Below are 17170 nucleotides of genomic sequence, written 5' to 3' on the forward strand. Positions count from 1 at the left end.
GTTATGGGCGCTTGTTGATATTTATCTGTTCGGTCGGCGGATCGTAGGAATCCTGTGGACCGGGCGCGGGTTTCGGCGCCGGGCCGCCGGTGCGCCGCTGCCGGGGGGCCGGGCCCGCGGCCGGCGCCGCACCGCCGCGGATACCGAAGATGATGCCGACGATCAACAGGATCGCGCCGACCACGCCGAGCACGATCGGCAGGATCCGGCCGTACAGCGACAGCTTGTCCATATTCTCCTTGGCCACCGAAATCTGCGATTCGATGGTGTTCTCGTCGAACACCAGATGCGATTTCAGCGCCGTGACCTCCGGCTTGTCACCGCTGCGCGCGTAGAACAGGTGGATCTGCTCGGCGCCCTTGATGACGGTGCCGGTCTCCGGCTCGATCCACACGTCACGGGTGTTGGTGTAGAAGCGGTACATCGTGATGTCGCCGTCCCCCTCGACACCCCACTTCTTCGCCGGGAATGTCAGCTTGCTGGTGGGCGTCGGGTAGACGTCGTTCAGGTTGGTCACCGGGATGGTCTGCTGGAAGTGGTAGACCTTCAGGTTGTTGATCTCGGTCTCTTCGATGTACTTGATATCGAAGGTCTTTCGCGCGTTGAGATCGAAGTACGGGTAGGTCTTCTTCTCGGTGCCGATCGGGAACCGGTACTGCAGACCGGTGTGCTGCACCGGCTCCAGCACGCTGTCCAGGTTCTTGTCGACGCTCACCGCGATCGCGCCGTTCGGGTCCTTGTCCACCGGCATACCGCTCTTGCGGTCGATGGTCACCCGGTCGATGGTGGCGGTGAGCAGGCCGGTGTCGCCCTGCTTATCGATGCGGCGCAGCGTCTGACCCGCCTGCACGGTCATCTCGTTCGCATCGGAGGGCTTTTCGACGGTGAGGAAGCGCTGCGAGACGAGGGGGACATTGGTGTCCACCTTCGCCGAGCCATCCGGCGACGTCAGCGATTTCGAGTCCAGCACCATGGACTCTTCGCCGCTCTGGTTGGTCGCGATGGTGGTGATTTCGAGGTTGAGGGGCGTTTTGGCCAGTTCGCCGAGGGCGTAGGTCGGGATCATCACCGTCGCCGCGAGAAACAACGCGCCAAATCCCACGAGCAGGCAGGCGACCGTCCTTCTGGTACCGGCACTCAGTGCCATGCAAACTCTCCTCGTCGTCGAACACACGTCGATCCGGCAAGTACTGCGGGCACACCGCGGCACTCGTGAGCCCCGACACTAACAGTCCGTTGTCGTACCATGCGGTGCCGAGGCCGGATTCGGCGCAGAAAACGCCCGCAGTCTAACCCGGAATGTGAAAAGCCGGTTTCTCGACAATCCGGGCCGTCGAGCAGACTGGAGCCAATGAATAGAGCATCACGTAGGGATCCCATGGGGGTGGTGGCTCGATGACGGGCGGGCCGGCTACCGCCGGGTCGCGCGGTTTCGTGCCCGCGCTGGAGGGGATGCGCGGGCTGGCGGCGCTCGGTGTGCTGCTCACCCATGTCGCATTTCAGACGGGTGCGGCGAATATGCCTGTCATCGGCCGGATCTGGGGCCGGTTCGATATGGCGGTCGCGGTGTTCTTCGGGCTTTCCGGATTCCTGCTGTGGCACCCGCATGTCGCCGCCGCGCGCGGCACCGGGCGGGCGCCGTCGGTCGGCTATTACCTCCGGCATCGCGCGGCACGCATTTTGCCTGCGTATTGGGTTGTGGTGGTTGCGGTTCTGGTGTTGCTGCCGAATGCGGCCGGTACCGCCGGACTGCGGGTGTGGCTGGCGAATCTGGCGTTGGTCCAGGTTTTCGTGCCGCTGACTTTGACCGATGGGTTGACTCAGATGTGGAGTCTTTCGGTCGAGGTGGCGTTCTACCTGGCGTTGCCGGTACTTGCCTGGGCGCTGGTCCGGCTGCGCGGCAGGGCCGTTCGGTGGCGCGCACCCGCGGTGTTGGTGTTGGGACTGGTATGCCTCGGCTGGAATTTCGTCCCGGTGCCGACGCCCGATGCGATCCATTCCGACAATTGGCTGCCCGGATATCTGCCGTGGTTCGCGGCGGGCATGCTGTTGGCGGAGTTGGCCGATAATGCACATCTGCTATCGAAGTGGCGGCGGGTGTTAGGGAAACAATTACTCCTGTGGAGTATCGCGGCAGCCGCTTTTCTGCTGTCCGCGACCGACCTCGCCGGACCGATGGGGCTGGCCCGCGCCCAGCCGTGGCAGTACGCCGCGAAAATGGGTTTCGGCGCGATCATCGGATTCTGTCTGCTCGCGCCGCTGATCCTGAACGACCGCCCGCACCGCTGGCTGGAATCCCGGGTCGCCGCGACCGTCGGCCGCTGGTCCTATGGCATCTTCATCTGGCATCTCGCCGTACTCGGCATTATCTTCCCGGTCTTCGGCATCCTGCCGTTCCATGGCAACTTCCGCTACGTCCTCGTGCTCACCATCGCCATCACGCTGCCCATCGCGGCCGCGAGCTACGCCCTGATCGAAGAACCGGCCCGCCGATTCGCCCGCCGCTGGGACAAGTCTCGGCAGCCGATTGCCGAAAAGCCTTCGGTTAGTGATGCTTCCAGGGACGAGCCGGTTCTCTCGGCAGCCGCCGACGGCTCAGCCGACCGTCAATTCCCGTAGCGTCGGCCGGAGGCGTTGGGCGCGTTCGCGATCCACCGCATCGGTCTCGTACAACAGCGCCTCGATCGTGGCCCGCAACGCGTTCCGCAAATGCTCGACGTCGACGCCGGACACCAGCGTATCGGTGAAAAGCACATGAACCTCGGCGGGCAGATCGTCATAGCCGCGCCCTTGCGCCGCCACCAACCCGTGGCGCAGGCAGGCAAGGTTCAGCGCCTGTTCACGCAGACCATCGATCAGGTACTGCGCCTGCCAAACCCGCCCGCGGGCGATGGCGGATCTGGCATGCAGCGCATAGAGCCAACCGACGCCGATCGCGGTACTCGGATCCGGTGCGGCGGCTTGTGGCCGGGTATTCGCGCTGCCGAACAGCAGCCGGAAGTTCGGGCCGATCGCCCCGAACTCCGTCGCGGACCAGAAGGCGATATCGACCTGCAGCGTGTCGGCGCACAGAAATACTCGAAACCTGGTGCGGCGCAAATAGATATCGACGTGGTCGAGCGCCTCGTGGTCCCGGTACATCCGGTCGGTCCAGTCCGCGACCACTTCACCTTCGGCCACGTCGTCGGCCAGCCGCAGCGCCAGATCGATATCCGACCAGCGATCGGTCCGGTCGATCGCGCCGGATCCGGTGAGCGCCGCCGCGGTGATGCGTCGATCCGCCCGCGCCGCCGCCACCAACTCGTCACGTACCCGGTCGCGCCGTTGTTCGCTGAACATTCGGCCAGCATGTCGATTCGGATGGTGGTGGGTCAACACCGCATGGGGCGTGCGTTATTCGGCCTCGCGCCGGGACGGCAGGGCGGCTATGCCGAGCGCGACCACCGCGACCAGGGCCGGGAACTGGGCCCAGAGGGATCCGCCCATATATCCGTTGGGGAAGCGCCACGGGCCGGTGGACAGTGCGGCGGCCGATATCGCGGTGCCGACTCCGGCGAGAATTACCAACGCTTTTGGCGCATAGCGCGGCAGGAAATGGGCCGCTGCGATACCGGCGACGGCCAGTCCGGCACCGACCGGACCGGAGATCAGCATCGCCGCCGCGACAAGCGCGATGGCTCCGGAAATGCAGGTCCCCCAGGTGCGGGACATTGAATTAAGCTGAGTAGCAACCTGATTCGTAGCCGAACCGTTATGGCCAGATGTCATGGACCGGCCGTTGCTGTCCGCGGGCGCGTCGGCGTCCCGCTTACTGGGTCCGGCGTCGACAATTCCGCCGGGTTCGGGTGTGATGACGCCGTATCCGATGTCGCTGTGGGTCTGTTCATCGGGCGATGACGAAACCTGTTGCACCGTGCCGCTTCCCGGTGCATTGGTGGATCCGGGCGCAGGGCGGCGCGAGACTTCCGCTGTTTCGATGGGTCGATGATCGGCGGCACGGGACCGGAATCGGTTCCAGCTCAGGCGGAATGGGCGGCGGCGCGGAATCGCGAGGACGATCAACGGGATCAGCAGGAAGAGGCCGCCGAAGATGCTCAGGCGGTACCACCGGTCGATCGGGAACGAGACGGTGATCGGGCCGACGGCGTCGGCTGGCAGCAACCACGCCTGTTGCCAACCGTTGACGACGATCGGGGACAGCGCCCGGCCGTCCGCGGTGTGCGCCTGCCAGCCGACGTTCGTGCTCAGCGGTAGGACCAGCAGTCGAGTTCCGGCGGGTGCGGCAAGGCCGGAGGGGGCAACTGCCGCATGGGAATCCGGGGTTCCTGCCGAGTCGCCGACCGCGACCGTGCCGGGATTTCCTCCGGAGCCGGGTGTAGATGAGGTTGCCGTGCCGGTGTCCGCCGCGGAACGGGTCAACCGCAGCCGGTCCACGGAGAACATCTCGGTCGGTGCGACGGTGACATCGGCGCGGCCCTGCGGGATATCGAAAATGGCATTCGAATCCGCTTGGGCCCCATCGTAATCAGTGCAAACCCGAGCCGGTACCGGTGCGCCGGAGCGCAGTTGGGCGGCAGTGGCGGTGACGGTGGTGTGCAGTGTGCGGCCGCCGAGCGCGATCACCGGGCCTGCGGCGCACGGAATGGTGATGAGGCGATCGGGGGAGGCGGGCGCCGGGTAGTCGGGTCCGATGACACTCACTTCGGCGAGCCCGGCGGGTTGGGTGAGGACGAAGCCGAGCGCGGTGCGGTCGAGTACCGGATGCCAGTCGAGCAGGCTCACCTCTATCCGGTCGGTCACCCTGGGGTGCAAGGAGATTCGCGATGTCTCGCCTCGTTTGCCGTCGAGTTCGCGCACCTGCGGACCGTCGCCGAGGTTGACCGCGACCGCGGCGGGTTCGGCGGGCAGACCACCCTTCGACGGGGTCAGCTCGAGCCCGGTGACCAGCGCGGGCGCGGGCAGTTCGATGGTGAGCGTCGGCTTGCCGCCGGTGATCCGGCGGACCGAATCCTCCGGCGCGGTCCAACTGGTGCGCGGATCGCCGTCGGTGGCGGCGAAGGCGGACCCGCGCAGGTCGCCGACGTCGGCCTGACCGCGCGCGACCGGGCGGTCATGGTCGGTGAGCAGCGCCGCGAGCGCCGGACCCTGCCGGGTGCGCACGGTGAGCTCCGGTGCGACCGTCATGGGTTCGGGCACCGAGAGCGTCCGCTCGAAGGTATTCGGCTCCTCGGGTGCGAGCGCGAGACCCTTGTGGCAGCGCACCCGGTCCGGTGCGTCGAAACAGGCGCTGCGGCCCGGAAATTCCTGTCCGAGATCCCAGCCGTCCACCCGGACGCCGGGCGGAGTCGGCGGAAGTACGGTGCGGTGCCTGATATCGATGTGGACGGGCGCGGCGCGGTTGGTGTAATCGTCCAGCGCGAGTTCGCTGATGCCGAATTGTCCACCGCGGGTACCGCCCTCGGTGTGCGCCGCGGTGATCCGCACCCAGTGGGTCCGGCCGGGAGCCAATGAAATCTTCACCGGCTCACCGGGTTTCGGAATCTGCGCGGAGACGGTGCCGTTCTCGGTCGCCACCTCGACCCAGCGCACCGGGTCGCCGATGGCGGCCGCGCTGGTGGTGAGGGTGAGCAGCCCGGACCCGATCGGCTTGTCCAGGTCCAGCTGCAGCCACTGTCCCAGTGCGCGTTCGGCCCCGTTGCTGATCCAGGCCGTCGACGGGTCACCGTCGACGACGGCCGCGGTGGAACTACCCGGCGCGCTGCCGCCGATCTGGGTGGCATCCGCCGCCGAACTCGATGCGGTGATGGTCGCGCCGGACCATTCGCCCTGAACCAGTTCGGCTCCCGGCACCGAGTAATCGGGCACCAGATTGTGGGTGCGTCGCGGATCGGACGGCGCGCGCAGCGCCGAATTGTGGTTGTCCACCTGGCCGAAGTCGGCTTCCCGGTTCATCGGCGTATCGGTCACCAGTACCGAACGCATCGGCACCCCGGCCCGCTCGGCGTCGGAGGCCAGCACCCACGGCGCGTTGTCGTCCGATGCCGATGTCACGCTTGACGTTTCGGGTCCGGTCACGGGCGCCGGTGCGCCGTCGCGGTTGAGGCGCTCCAGCACCTCGGGACCGCCCTGAACAACTCCGGCGGCGGTGAGCGGGACGGTGTATGCGCCGGGAAATGAGCCGGGTGCGCCTGTGCCGCCGCGTATTCGGATCGGCGTGCCGGGCGTGCGGGTATCGACCCGGTAGATCTCGATCGCCGGATAGGTCGGGCGGAGATCGCCGTCGACGACGAGATCCCTTGCGATGGCGGTGGATTCGACCGGCGCACCGAATTCGGCCACCTTGGTCAGCCCCGGCGAGCCTTCGATGGCCTGATGCGCCAGCATCGGCCTGGTCGAGCGGGAGGTTTCCGGGTCGAGGTCGTTGCGCAGCACCACGATTCCGATGCCCTGATCGATCAGGGTGCGGGCCAGCCCGGCGGACGGGCGGCCATCGGCGATGAGGCGCTGCACCGAATCCATGGCGCGAATGGTGCCGGGCGGGTTCAGCGGTACCGCATCCCGGATCGCCCACGGCGTACTCGCCAGCGCCTGCAGCGGCTCGTCGCGGGTGAGCCCCCAGATCTGGCTGCCGAACGGCGCGCCGGGCACCACCAGCGCGCGGGTATCGGAGGCATTGTGCGCCAACCAATCCGCGGTCTGTTGCCAGTAGGCGGGCACTCGGTCGTACGCGCCGCGCGGTGCGAGCTTGCCGGTCCAGGCCAGCGAGGTGGACAGGGCGAGGGCGGTCAGGATCAGTCCGGCCACCGCGACCGAGCGGTTGCGCTCCGGATGGGCGAAGGCGCTGCGCCACACCGGCATCGGCACCGAGGCGGGCAGCGGCACCCGGGCCAGCAGGTGAGCCAGGCCGAGCACCAACGGAATTCGGATCAGCGGCTCCAGCTTGTGCACGTTGCGCAGCGGCGCACCACCGGAATCCAGGAAGATCCGCACCGATTCGGCGAATAGTCCGCCGAGCTGTCCGGCGTATCCCGCGCAGATGCCGACCAATCCGACACACAGGATCAGGGCCAGCCTGCCGCGATTCGGCATCGAGCGCATCGCGAGTCCGGCCATGCCCGCGGCCGCCAGCAGCCCGGTCGCGAGCACCGCCGCGGGCTGGGTCACCAGTACAGCGCCCGCGATCCGCTCCGGCGAGACGAACGGCGTCCAACTGTCGGTGCCGCGTAGCACCTCCGCCAGCGACGCCCATTGCGTTGTCACACCGGAGGATTCGATGTAGTCGAGGAACGGTGGACTCACCTTGCCGAGCAGCAGAAGCGGCACCGCCCACCAGAAAGTGGCCAGCACCAGCAGCGGAATCCACGCCGCGGTGAACCGCAGCCACCGCCGGTCGGGCCGGAACGATCCCCACCACAGCGCCGCGGGCAGAAACGCCGCCACCGTCGCAACGGCATTCACCGACCCCATCAACGCCAGCGCCAGCGCACTGCCCGCCGCCGACTCCGCACCCCCGAACCGCCGTGCGCCATCACCCGTTCCGCGCACGAGACCCCGCAGCCAGTGCCGATCGGCTGGCACGCTGGTAAATCGACTTCGCCCCGCCCCGCGGATCCACCGCCCCCACCGTCGGCGGGTCGGCACATCGTCCGCGGCGTCGGCGCGCGAATCCGATACGGACAGGGCCGATTCGGCGGCCACGGATCGCCGCGCGACGCCATCCGACCCGCGTGTGATTCCGCGAATCCAGCGTCGCCAGCCGAGCGTGCGCGGTCGATCGGCTGATGTGTCGGTGAGTCGATCGCGCCCCGGCGTGCTGCTGTTGTGCGAATCCGGTGTGGGCAGGGCCGATTCGGCGTCTGTGGACGGTTGTGCGCTGCCGTCCGACCCGTGTATCCAGCGTCGCCAGCCGAGCGTGCGTGGCAGATCGGCTGATGTGTCGGTGAGTCGATCGCGTCCCGGCGTGCTGCTGTTGTGCGAATCCGGTGTGGGCAGAGCCGATTCGGCGTCTGTGGACGGTTGTGCGCCGCTATCCGACCCGCGTATCCAGCGTCGCCAGCCGACCGTGTGCGGCCGATCGGCCGACATATCAGAGGCGCGCGCACGCCCCGGTTCGTCGTCCATCGCGCCGCCGACATGCGAGTCCGATACCGGCAGTTGCGATTCGGCCGACGTGGCGTGTGCGGCCCGCTGTGTGGCGGCGGAATCGGCCGAGCCGGTGTCATCCACGGCCGTTCCAGAGCGCCGCCCGCGCATCGCGACTCCGAGTGCGGCGGGCGCGAGTAATACCCACGGCGCCAACATCATCGGTAGCGTCTCCGATGAGATGGACCCGAGCGTGGTGAGTACGCGGGGGGATAGTGCGAAGGCGATGGCGGCGATGACGCGCGATCCGCGGGTGCCGATGCCGAGCAGTTCGCAGAGCCGGATGATGCCCCAGAAACCGGCGAGCAGTAGCAGTGCCCACCAGATTCGCTGCGTCACCCAGGCGGGTATGCCGATGAGGTGTCCGGCGGAGAAGAAGGCGCCGTGTGGAAAAAAGTAGCCGTAGGCCTGGTTCTGCACCTGCCCCATGGGGGCCTGGCTACTCCACAGGTGAGCGGCGCGGTCGAGAAACCCGAGCGGGTTTTGCGCGAGGTCGTATTTGGTGTCGGCGACCGTGCGGCCGGGGGCCTGCAGAAAGGTCAGCAGAAACGCCGCGGCGACGGTCCCGGCGAACCAACGCCGACCCAGCGGCGCGGTTGCGTCGGATGGAGCGGAGTTCAGCGGTTCAGCGGCTGCCGTACTGGACGTTGTTGAGTAGCGAGGAGTCCTTGTCGCCGCTGCGGTCGACGGAGGGCACCGTGTTCTGTTCGACCGCCATCGTGACCAGCAGCACCGCGACCACGCCCAACACGCCGCCGAGGACCGCGCTGGCAACACCGGGGACGGCAAACTTCATCGCGCACTCCAATACATCGAGGGCAGGCACATTCCCGGCCAACCTAGCAGGAGCATTACGGTCGGCCTACCTTCAGCCCACGGTTTCATCGCGAAGTGCCCACCGGGCGGTTCGCTGATGCACCATCGAACTGCGAGGTTCGCGGAAGGGCTCCAGACATGGCTGTCGATCGTTTTCAGGTGCGGGTTGTCCTGGTGTTCGGCGAGCAGGCCCAGTTGGAGACGCCGTGGAGTACCCGGGAGACGCCGGTGTGGGTACCCGCGTCGGATATCGCGCAGCAGGCGGAACTGCCCGTCAACGAATTACCGGGGCGTCTGTTCTGGGTGACCCGGGACGACAACGGGCTGAGCGGTTTTCGGCTCGTCTTCGATCCCCGACTCTGAATGTTCCGGCACCGCGCAATGCAGTCCGCCCAGCAAGGTGCGCAGTTTTGCGGTGGTCTCGTCGAGTTCGGCCCGCGGATCCGAGGCCGCGACGATGCCGCCGCCGCCGAAGGCGCGCACCGAGCGGCCGTCGGCGGACAATTCGGCGCAGCGGATCGCCACCACCCAGGCGCCGTCGCCGTATGCGTCGCACCAGCCGACGGCCCCGCCGTAGAAGCCGCGCTCCTCCTCTATATCCGCGATTGTGTCGAGTGCGAGTTCGGTCGGTGTGCCGCAGACCGCGGGCGTCGGATGCAGTAGGACGGCCAGGTCCAGCGCGCTGACCGCGGGGTCGCGCAGCAAGCCGGTGATCGGCGTCGCCAGATGCCAGACCTCGTTGGTGCTCACCAGTTCCGGCCCGTCCGGAATGTTCAGTTCCCGGCATACCGGGCCGAGCCGTTCCCTGATCCAGTCGATGACGAAGGCGTGCTCGTCCCGATTCTTGGTGCTGGCCAACAGTTCTCGTGCCTGTGCGAGATCGGCGCCCGGATCGGCCAACCGCCGCGCGGTTCCGGCGAGCGGTCGCAGCATGACGGTGGCGCCGCGCCGCTCCACCAGCACCTCGGGTGTGGCGCCGACCAGTGTCCCCAGGCGGCCGGATGGGGACAGATCCACCGCGAAGACGTTGGCATGTGGATGTCTTGTCAACAGGTGTGCGGCCGTCAGTTCCGGATCGAGCGGACCGGCGGACTCGGCCAGCACCGATCGCGCCGCGACCACCTTGCGCAGCGGCAGCGCGGGGTCGTTGAGTTGTTCGACCAGTTTGGTCACGCGGGCGATGTGTTCGGCCGGGCTCGGCATCTCGCTGACCACCCGCACCGCGGGCAGTTCGGGCAGGGCGGCGGGCCGCCACGGGCCCGCGGTGTGCTCGGCGTGCGCCGGGATGTTCAGCGCGGCGGGCAGCCTGGGATCGAATGGCAGCGCGCCGACGACCAGCTCGGCCGATCCGTCGCGCAGTGCGCGTGCCGCACCGGCTACCTCGTCGAAGGTCCCCCGCGTCCCGGAAGCCCGCAGCACACCATCGGGCCTGGCGAGCAGAAATCCGTACATGTCCCGACCCTAACCCCGGCAAACCGATGGATTGGGGTCTAGCGACGGAACTCTCACGTCGGCTAGCTCACCTGTGTAGAACCCGGATCTGTGGAAACCCTATTGTTCCGATTTTCCTGGTTGTTTGCCGGGCGGGACCATCAGTACCGGGCGGTGGCAGTGTTTGAGGACCGCGTCGGCGACGCTGCTGTGCAGCAGGGCACGGATTCCGGTGGCACCGCGGGTGCCCGCGACGATGATGTCGACATCGAGGTCGTCGGCGCATTCGACGATGGCGTTCCAGATGGTCGTCGTGCATTCGGCGGTGCGGGCCTCGGCGTTGAGACCGGCCAGCTTGGCCAGCCGCACACCTTCGGTGTTGATGGCCTTGGCATCGACGTAGGCGATGTCCTCGATCTCCTCATCGGGAACCCATTCCGGCTGCATCACCCCGGAGATGCCGGACAGGCGGGCGGCCTGACGCACCATCGGCTCCCATGCGGTGAGGACGACGGCTCTGTTCGCGGTGAGGAAACGCCCGGCGTATTCGATGGCCCGCTTGGCGTTCTCGGATCCGTCGTAGGCGATGAGCATCAGATCGCAGGGCACGATGACCTCCAGGTGGGAGTCTCATGACTACCCAATCAGGGTACCCCGGACGGGTGCCGCGTACTCGCTTGCCGCGCGGGAAAAATCGTGGACAAGGGATCCGATGACCAGCGGAAACTTAATATTTCACGATCGGGCCCGAGCGTGTCGCGGCGTTGGCGAAACAGGTGTCCCGCCAACGAATATGGATCGGGGTGGCCGGGTAAACCGTTGGTGGGCAATGTAATTGGCTTACCGAACCCACCCACGCGCATCGCGACGCGGTCCGCGCATTACGGTGTGGTTCCATGCGGAAGACGCCTCTCGTCCTGCTCGCACTGCTGGCCACCGTAGCGACCTCCTGCTCCGGCGGCACCGGCGCGGCCCCCTCACCGACCCGCACCGCCGAATCGAAATCCGGGACGCCCGCCACCTCTACTGCGCAAAAGGCTTGTGGCGCAGACTATTTGGCGCAGTTCACCACTCGCCAGAAGCTGGCGCAGCTGTTGACCGTCGGCGTCACCGACGCCGCCGACGCGACGCGGGTGGTGCGCACCGAGCAGGTCGGCGGCATCTTCATCGGCGGGTGGACCGATCGTGCGCTGCTGGCCGACAAGCAGATCGTCGATGTGAAGGCCGCCGCGAAAGCGCCGCTCATCGTGACCATCGACGAGGAGGGCGGTCGCGTCTCCCGGGTGAAGGATCTGATCGGCGCCGCTCCTTCCGCGCGCGTCACCGCGCAGACCATGAGCCCCGACGAGTTCTATCAGGCGACGCTGACCAGGGGTCGCGCGCTGAAGGACCTTGGCGTCACGGTGAATTTCGCCCCGGATGTCGACGTGAGCAGCCAGCCCGACGATTCGGTGATCGGCGACCGCTCCTTCTCCGACGATCCGGCGGTCGTGACGAAGTACGCCGACGCCTACATCCGCGCCATGCGCGAGGTCGGCGTCGGCACGGTGATGAAGCATTTCCCAGGTCACGGCTCGGGTTCGGGTGATTCCCACAAGGGTGCGGTCCGCACCCCGCCGCTGGATCAGCTGCAACAGGTCGATCTCGTGCCGTTCCGTTCGCTCGTCGGGGCGGGGGCGGGTGTGATGGTCGGCCACCTCGACGTGCCCGGGCTGACGACGCCCGATGTTCCGGCCAGCATCAGCCCGCAGGCCATGCGGTTGCTGCGGGACGGAACGGGTTATGGCGCCGCACCGTTCCAAGGTCCGATCTTCACCGACGATCTCGGCGGTATGGCCGCGATCACCAATCGGATGTCGATCGAGGACGCGGTGGAGGCGGCGCTGGAGGCAGGCGCCGACAACGCGCTGTGGATCACCACCGATGCGGTATCCAAGGTGCTCGATCGGCTGGAACAGGCGGTGCAATCCGGAAAACTTCCGATGTCCCAGGTTGATGCGTCGGTGCTGCGGATGGCGAAATTCAAGGGTGCGCCCGTGCAGTGCTGAGCCGAGCCACCGCTGAGCAACTGTTTCTGCCGATGCGGCTCACCGGAATCTGACTCGACGTAACATCAGACTTTCGCAAGAACATGGGTAACTCACCGGGGACGGGCTAACTCAACCAGCGATCTACCGCTGGCCGCCAACGTAAATCTCGCGGCACACAAGTCTGGCCTGAAGACGCGGGGAGGCGGAATGAGCGTGCCGGAACTTACCTTGGAGTAATATATGAGCTTCACCATGCGGTAGGAGAGTGATGGCGGGCGGAACGAAGCGACTTCCTCGAGCGGTTCGTGAGCAACAGATGCTCGACGCCGCCGTCGAGGTGTTCTCGCGCAAGGGGTTCCACGATACGTCGATGGATGCGATCGCCGCGGAGGCGAAAATATCCAAGCCGATGCTCTACCTCTACTACGGTTCCAAGGACGAACTTTTCCGCGCATGCATTCAGCGCGAGGGCCTGCGTTTCATCGAATCGGTGGCGCCCGCGGGGAATCCGCTGCTCAGCCCGCACGAGCAGGTGCGCACCGCGCTCGAGGGATTTCTCGGCTTCGTCGACAGCAACCGCCGCTCCTGGCAGGTGCTCTACCGGCAGGCGATCGGACAGCAAGCCTTCGCCTCGGAAATCGAGAACGCCCGCGAACGAGTCATCGAGCTCACCGCGAAACTGCTGGAGTCCAGCGCCAAACACGCCGAGCCCGGCACCAATTTCGATATCGTCGCGGTCGCCGTGATCGGCGCGGGCGAAGCCATCGCCGACCGGGTAGCCAGCGGCCGCATCGAGGTCGCCGAGGCGGTGGATCTGCTGGACGACCTGGCCTGGCGTGGTCTTGCGGGGCGCAAGAAAGCGGAATAGACGTGCGCGTTCGGCTTGCCGTCGCGGCGGCGGCCTGCCAGAGTTCGTGACGGCCCGGTGCTAGTTTTCCGGCGCGTGTTGGGTCCGGTGGCCGCTTCGGCCGCTGAGTGGTGAGCGCCGGACGGGATGGGGCGAAGGTGTTCGGGTTGCTCAGGCCGTGTACGCACGGCGCGGCGAAATACGGTATCGACGCGGCGCAGTGGCGCGCCCATCTGTGCGGGCTGTGCCTCGGCTTGCGCGATGGGCACGGCCAATCCTTCAGGGCCGCAACCAATACCGATGCGATCCTGTTGAGCGTGCTCACCGAGGCGCAGCTGCGGGAACCGGTGTCGCGCACGCAGGCGGGACGCTGCGCGCTGCGCGGTATGCAGACCGCCAGTGTCGCCACCTCGGGCTCGCCGGGTGTCATGCTCGCGGCCACCGCGTCACTGCTGTTGGGGGCGGCCAAGATTCGCGATCACGTCGATGACGGCGACACCTCACGGCTGACCGGGCGGCCGATGACCCGGATATCGAACCGCTGGGCCGAGCGTGCGCGGGCGCAGGCCGCACTGATCGACCTGGATGTGAAACCGCTTATCGCGGCGATAAATTCGCAATACCACCTGGAGCAGCGCGCGATGCGCGGTCAAAGCGCTTCCGGATCGGGCGCGATCGGCGTACTCGAGCGGCAGGCCCGCGCGGTCGGCCTGCCCTGGTCCGACGGCGAGGCGCCTTCGGCCCGCGCCCGAGCCGACCTTCTGCCGCGCCGCGATCGGATCGCCGACCTCGGCGACGGCCGGTCCGGGATCCCGACGCTGGACGAACTCACCGCACCCACCCAGTTGTGCGCGGCGGAGTTCTTCGCGCACACCGCGGTGCTGGCGCGGCGACCGGAGAACGTGGACGCGCTGCGCGAAGCGGGCCGCCACTTCGGCCGCATCGCACACCTGGCCGACGCGGTCGAGGACTATGACGCCGACCTCGCACGCGGCCGCTTCAACCCGCTGGCCGCGACCGGCACCGCCATGCCCGACGCATATGACCTTCTGCGCCAATCGAATTCGAGTTTACGCAGCTCCATCGCCGCTGCCGGACTACAGCATGTTCCGACGGTTCGCTGGATGCTGCTGGACCCGCTGCGCGCGGTAGTGCACCGACTGGGCCGCGGCATCGGCGCGATCTCCACCCACGCGTGCGGTACCGCCCGTCATCGAGATCAGCCGGGAGACGGCCCGAATTCGACTGGGCAGCAGCCGGTTTGGCCCACCATCGAGCCCGAACTGCCGGTGGCCGCACCGATCCAGTCGCCGGGTCTATTGGAGGGTATCGGCCTGCTCTTAGGCCAGTACTGTACCGGTTACGCATGCTGCGCCGACCACCGTCGCCCATGTAGTGGCCAGCACAAAAAGGCTTGGATGAAACGCTGCGAGTGCGACGACTGCTGTGATTGCGACTGCTGCTGCGGCTGTGACTCCTGTGATTGCTGCGATTGCGACTGCTGCGGGTGCGACTGTAGCTGTTGACTCGGCCGGGTTCGGAGGGATCGGCAGGTCGGCTGGTTGTCGCTCCACTACGGCGCAACGACGAAGGGCCGCATCCTTATCAAGCTGCGGCCCTTCGTATTCGAAAACTCAGCGCAGTGTCGCGGTGAGGTGGGGGTAGCCCTTCTTCGGGTTGCGCAGGGCCAGATCCCAGCCGCCTTCGACCTGGTCCGCGTAGACGTTCACGGTGGAGGGCAGCAGGATCGGCTTGCCGAATTTGACCGTGTACGTTGCCTTTTCCGGAATCCGGCCCTCGATGTTGGCGAGAATATTGGCCGCGGACCACATTCCGTGCGCGATGGCCTTCGGGAAGCCGAATGCCTTGGCGCCGATGGCCGAGGTGTGGATCGGGTTGTGGTCGCCGGAGGCCGCGGCGTACCGGGTGATCGTCTTCTGATCCACCCGGATGGTCCGCATCGGCGGTGGCGGCGTCTCCTCCGGCTTCGGCTCTTCCTTCGGCTGATCCGACAGCGAGGTGCGCTGCTGGTGCAGGAAGGTGGTGACCTGACGCCAAACCTGTTCGCGCCCAACGCTTACCGAGGTGATGGCGTCGACGAGCAGGCCCTTCGGATGCTCCCGGAGGTTCTCGATGTGCGTGCGGAAGTCCAGCGGTTCGCTGACCGAGATCTCCCGGCTGCGCTCGATCAGGTTCTGCGTGTGTACCGCGCCGACCGCGGTGAACGGGAAGTCGCGCGCGACGACCAGCTGCATCGCCAGCGGGAAGCTGAGGATGAACGGGAAGGTCAGTGGCAGCGCGTCGCCGAACCGCAGTCCGGTCGCGTGGCAGTAGGCGGCCAGGTGGTCCGGGTCCACCTTCAGTCCGTCGAGCCGGATGGCTCGGTCGGGCAGGGTGGATTTGCGCGCCGAGAGCAGCGGCACCGGCAGCGCGCCGAGTGCGGCCTTGACGAATAGCCCGCTGTTCTTCGGCGGTTCGGTGAGCGTGATGGTCTTGGTCATCATGCTCCGATCAGTGCCTGACCGCAGACGCGAACCACGTTGCCGCTCACCGCATTCGAGGCGGGGCTGGCGAAGTAGGCGATGGTCTCGGCCACGTCGACGGTCTGGCCGCCCTGGTACAGCGAGCTGAGCAGGCGGCCCGCCTCGCGGGTGCCGAGCGGGATGGCCGCGGTCATCGCGGTTTCGATGAAGCCGGGGGCGACGGCGTTGATGGTGACGCCCTTTTCGGCCAGCTTCGGCGCCTCGGCGTTCACCATGCCGATGACACCGGCCTTGGACGCGCCGTAGTTGGTCTGGCCACGGTTGCCCGCGATGCCCGCGATGGAGGACACGTCGATCACCCGGCCGCCCTCCTTCAGCGCACCGCGCGCCACCAGACCCTCGGTGATGCGGTGCGGCGCGGCGAGATTCACGCCGAGCACGGCGTTCCAGCGGCCCTCGTCCATATTGGCGAGCAGCTTGTCCCTGGTGATGCCCGCGTTGTGCACGATGATGTCGATGCCGCCGAAGCGTTCGGTGGCGAATTCGGCGAGCTTCTCCGCGGCGTCGGGAGCGGTGACGTCCAATGCCAGCGCGGTGCCGCCGACCTTGTTCGCGGTGGCCGAGAGCGCCTCGCCGGCGGCCGGGATGTCGGCGACGATCACCTTGGCTCCGTCGCGGGCGAATACTTCGGCGATGGTCGCGCCGATGCCGCGCGCCGCACCGGTGACCACGGCGACCTTGCCGTCCAGCGGCTTATCCCAGTCGGCGGGCGCGATGGCGTCTTCCTTGCCGACCCGGATCACCTGGCCGTCGACGAACGCCGACTTGGCCGAGAGCAGGAAGCGCAGGGTCGATTCGAGTCCGGTCGCGGCGCTCGACGCGGCGGGGTGCAGGTACACCAGCTGTGCGGTGGCGCCGCGCAGCAGTTCCTTGCCGACCGAGCGGGTGAAGCCCTCCAGTGCGCGCTGGGCGATCTGCTCCTCGACGCTGGCGGCCAGCTCGGGCGTGGTGCCGATGACGACGACGCGGCCGCAGGCGGCGATGCTGCGCATGGCGGGCTGGAAGAATTCGAACAGCTGCGCCAGATCGTCGATGGTGCCGAGGCCGGTGGCATCGAATACCAGCGCGCCGTACTTGGTGCCGGAGCTGAGCGAATCGGCGAAGGTGTAGTCGGACAACAGGTTTCGCACCGCCTCGGCCGCGCGGCCCTTACCGCCGAGCAGTACGGGGCCGGGCAGCGGCGGTTCGCCCTTGACGTAGCGCCGCAGGGTTTCCGGCTGCGGCAGTCCCAGCTTGCTCGCCAGGAACGCGCCGGGCGCGGAGTGTACGAACGATCCGTAGAGGTTGGGAGCACCCTTACTCTTGCTGGCTGCCACTGTTCCTACCTTTTCTGTGTGTGATCGACGACGTGCACGGGACCT

Annotated in this window: 12 protein-coding genes and 1 pseudogene; 5 read left to right on the top strand and 8 right to left on the bottom strand. The window is 67.3% G+C overall.

The window, feature by feature from the left end; translation table 11 throughout:
* Window position 1 precedes the first annotated feature (1 nt).
* Window positions 2–1147, bottom strand: a complete 1146-nt coding sequence (locus LGY53_RS07730) for a DUF3068 domain-containing protein (protein WP_225725936.1) — start codon at window positions 1145–1147, stop codon at window positions 2–4.
* Between the two features lie 248 nt (window positions 1148–1395).
* On the opposite strand from LGY53_RS07730, the gene LGY53_RS07735 reads away from it, so the two are divergent.
* Window positions 1396–2619: an acyltransferase gene (locus LGY53_RS07735; protein WP_225725937.1), complete on the top strand. Its 1224-nt coding sequence runs from the start codon at window positions 1396–1398 to the stop codon at window positions 2617–2619.
* Here LGY53_RS07735 and LGY53_RS07740 read toward each other — a convergent pair.
* The 3 genes and pseudogenes from LGY53_RS07740 to LGY53_RS07750 all read right to left on the bottom strand — a co-directional run bounded on the left by LGY53_RS07740 (window position 2596) and on the right by LGY53_RS07750 (window position 8938).
* Complete coding sequence (locus LGY53_RS07740) at window positions 2596–3339, bottom strand: hypothetical protein (RefSeq protein ID WP_225725938.1); 744 nt, start codon at window positions 3337–3339, stop codon at window positions 2596–2598. The two genes, LGY53_RS07735 and LGY53_RS07740, sit on opposite strands and share 24 nt — an antisense overlap.
* A gap of 696 nt (window positions 3340–4035) precedes the next feature.
* A pseudogene (locus tag LGY53_RS07745) lies at window positions 4036–8763 on the bottom strand (alpha-(1->3)-arabinofuranosyltransferase family protein); the annotation flags it as partial.
* A 4-nt stretch (window positions 8764–8767) separates the two neighbouring features.
* Window positions 8768–8938 (bottom strand): DUF2613 domain-containing protein, encoded by a 171-nt coding sequence (locus LGY53_RS07750; RefSeq protein WP_167478672.1) that lies wholly within the window; start codon window positions 8936–8938, stop codon window positions 8768–8770.
* A 158-nt stretch (window positions 8939–9096) separates the two neighbouring features.
* Here LGY53_RS07750 and LGY53_RS07755 point away from each other — a divergent pair, with 158 nt between their 5' ends.
* Window positions 9097–9321 (top strand): hypothetical protein, encoded by a 225-nt coding sequence (locus tag LGY53_RS07755; protein WP_167478671.1) that lies wholly within the window; start codon window positions 9097–9099, stop codon window positions 9319–9321.
* Here LGY53_RS07755 and LGY53_RS07760 read toward each other — a convergent pair.
* Window positions 9241–10410 carry an isochorismate synthase MenF gene (locus tag LGY53_RS07760; RefSeq protein WP_225725939.1) on the bottom strand — a complete coding sequence of 390 codons (1170 nt, stop codon included), beginning with the start codon at window positions 10408–10410 and terminating at the stop codon, window positions 9241–9243. The two genes, LGY53_RS07755 and LGY53_RS07760, sit on opposite strands and share 81 nt — an antisense overlap.
* Before the next feature lie 99 nt (window positions 10411–10509).
* A complete protein-coding gene (locus tag LGY53_RS07765) occupies window positions 10510–10998 on the bottom strand; it encodes a universal stress protein (protein ID WP_225725940.1) in 489 nt (162 codons plus the stop codon).
* 287 nt (window positions 10999–11285) lie between these two features.
* On the opposite strand from LGY53_RS07765, the gene LGY53_RS07770 reads away from it, so the two are divergent.
* The 3 genes from LGY53_RS07770 (at window position 11286) to LGY53_RS07780 (ending at window position 14792) form a co-directional block, all read left to right on the top strand.
* The gene (locus LGY53_RS07770; RefSeq protein ID WP_225725941.1) at window positions 11286–12437 is read left to right on the top strand and encodes a glycoside hydrolase family 3 N-terminal domain-containing protein; all 1152 of its coding nucleotides are present in this window, start codon (window positions 11286–11288) and stop codon (window positions 12435–12437) included.
* 250 nt (window positions 12438–12687) lie between these two features.
* Window positions 12688–13287 (top strand): TetR/AcrR family transcriptional regulator, encoded by a 600-nt coding sequence (locus LGY53_RS07775; protein ID WP_167478667.1) that lies wholly within the window; start codon window positions 12688–12690, stop codon window positions 13285–13287.
* A 137-nt stretch (window positions 13288–13424) separates the two neighbouring features.
* Window positions 13425–14792: a DUF5685 family protein gene (locus LGY53_RS07780; RefSeq protein ID WP_225725942.1), complete on the top strand. Its 1368-nt coding sequence runs from the start codon at window positions 13425–13427 to the stop codon at window positions 14790–14792.
* 108 nt (window positions 14793–14900) lie between these two features.
* Here the strand turns inward: LGY53_RS07780 and LGY53_RS07785 are convergent, their stop codons facing one another.
* Both LGY53_RS07785 and LGY53_RS07790 read right to left on the bottom strand, forming a co-directional pair.
* Window positions 14901–15767 (bottom strand): MaoC/PaaZ C-terminal domain-containing protein, encoded by an 867-nt coding sequence (locus tag LGY53_RS07785; protein ID WP_225726275.1) that lies wholly within the window; start codon window positions 15765–15767, stop codon window positions 14901–14903.
* Window positions 15767–17125, bottom strand: a complete 1359-nt coding sequence (locus LGY53_RS07790; protein ID WP_225725943.1) for a 3-oxoacyl-ACP reductase — start codon at window positions 17123–17125, stop codon at window positions 15767–15769. The genes LGY53_RS07785 and LGY53_RS07790 overlap by 1 nt, the downstream gene beginning before the upstream one ends.
* Window positions 17126–17170: the final 45 nt, after the last annotated feature.

Source organism: Nocardia sp. JCM 34519.1 (assembly GCF_020361265.1).
GTDB lineage: Bacteria > Actinomycetota > Actinomycetes > Mycobacteriales > Mycobacteriaceae > Nocardia > Nocardia arthritidis_A.

What these genes read in the sequence shown, in the direction of transcription:
- LGY53_RS07730 (WP_225725936.1), bottom strand. Translation starts at nt 1,147, where the DNA reads ATGGCACTGAGTGCCGGTACCAGAAGGACGGTCGCCTGCCTGCTCGTG.
- LGY53_RS07735 (WP_225725937.1), top strand. Translation starts at nt 1,396, where the DNA reads ATGACGGGCGGGCCGGCTACCGCCGGGTCGCGCGGTTTCGTGCCCGCG.
- LGY53_RS07740 (WP_225725938.1), bottom strand. Translation starts at nt 3,339, where the DNA reads ATGTTCAGCGAACAACGGCGCGACCGGGTACGTGACGAGTTGGTGGCG.
- LGY53_RS07750 (WP_167478672.1), bottom strand. Translation starts at nt 8,938, where the DNA reads ATGAAGTTTGCCGTCCCCGGTGTTGCCAGCGCGGTCCTCGGCGGCGTG.
- LGY53_RS07755 (WP_167478671.1), top strand. Translation starts at nt 9,097, where the DNA reads ATGGCTGTCGATCGTTTTCAGGTGCGGGTTGTCCTGGTGTTCGGCGAG.
- LGY53_RS07760 (WP_225725939.1), bottom strand. Translation starts at nt 10,410, where the DNA reads ATGTACGGATTTCTGCTCGCCAGGCCCGATGGTGTGCTGCGGGCTTCC.
- LGY53_RS07770 (WP_225725941.1), top strand. Translation starts at nt 11,286, where the DNA reads ATGCGGAAGACGCCTCTCGTCCTGCTCGCACTGCTGGCCACCGTAGCG.
- LGY53_RS07775 (WP_167478667.1), top strand. Translation starts at nt 12,688, where the DNA reads ATGGCGGGCGGAACGAAGCGACTTCCTCGAGCGGTTCGTGAGCAACAG.
- LGY53_RS07785 (WP_225726275.1), bottom strand. Translation starts at nt 15,767, where the DNA reads ATGACCAAGACCATCACGCTCACCGAACCGCCGAAGAACAGCGGGCTA.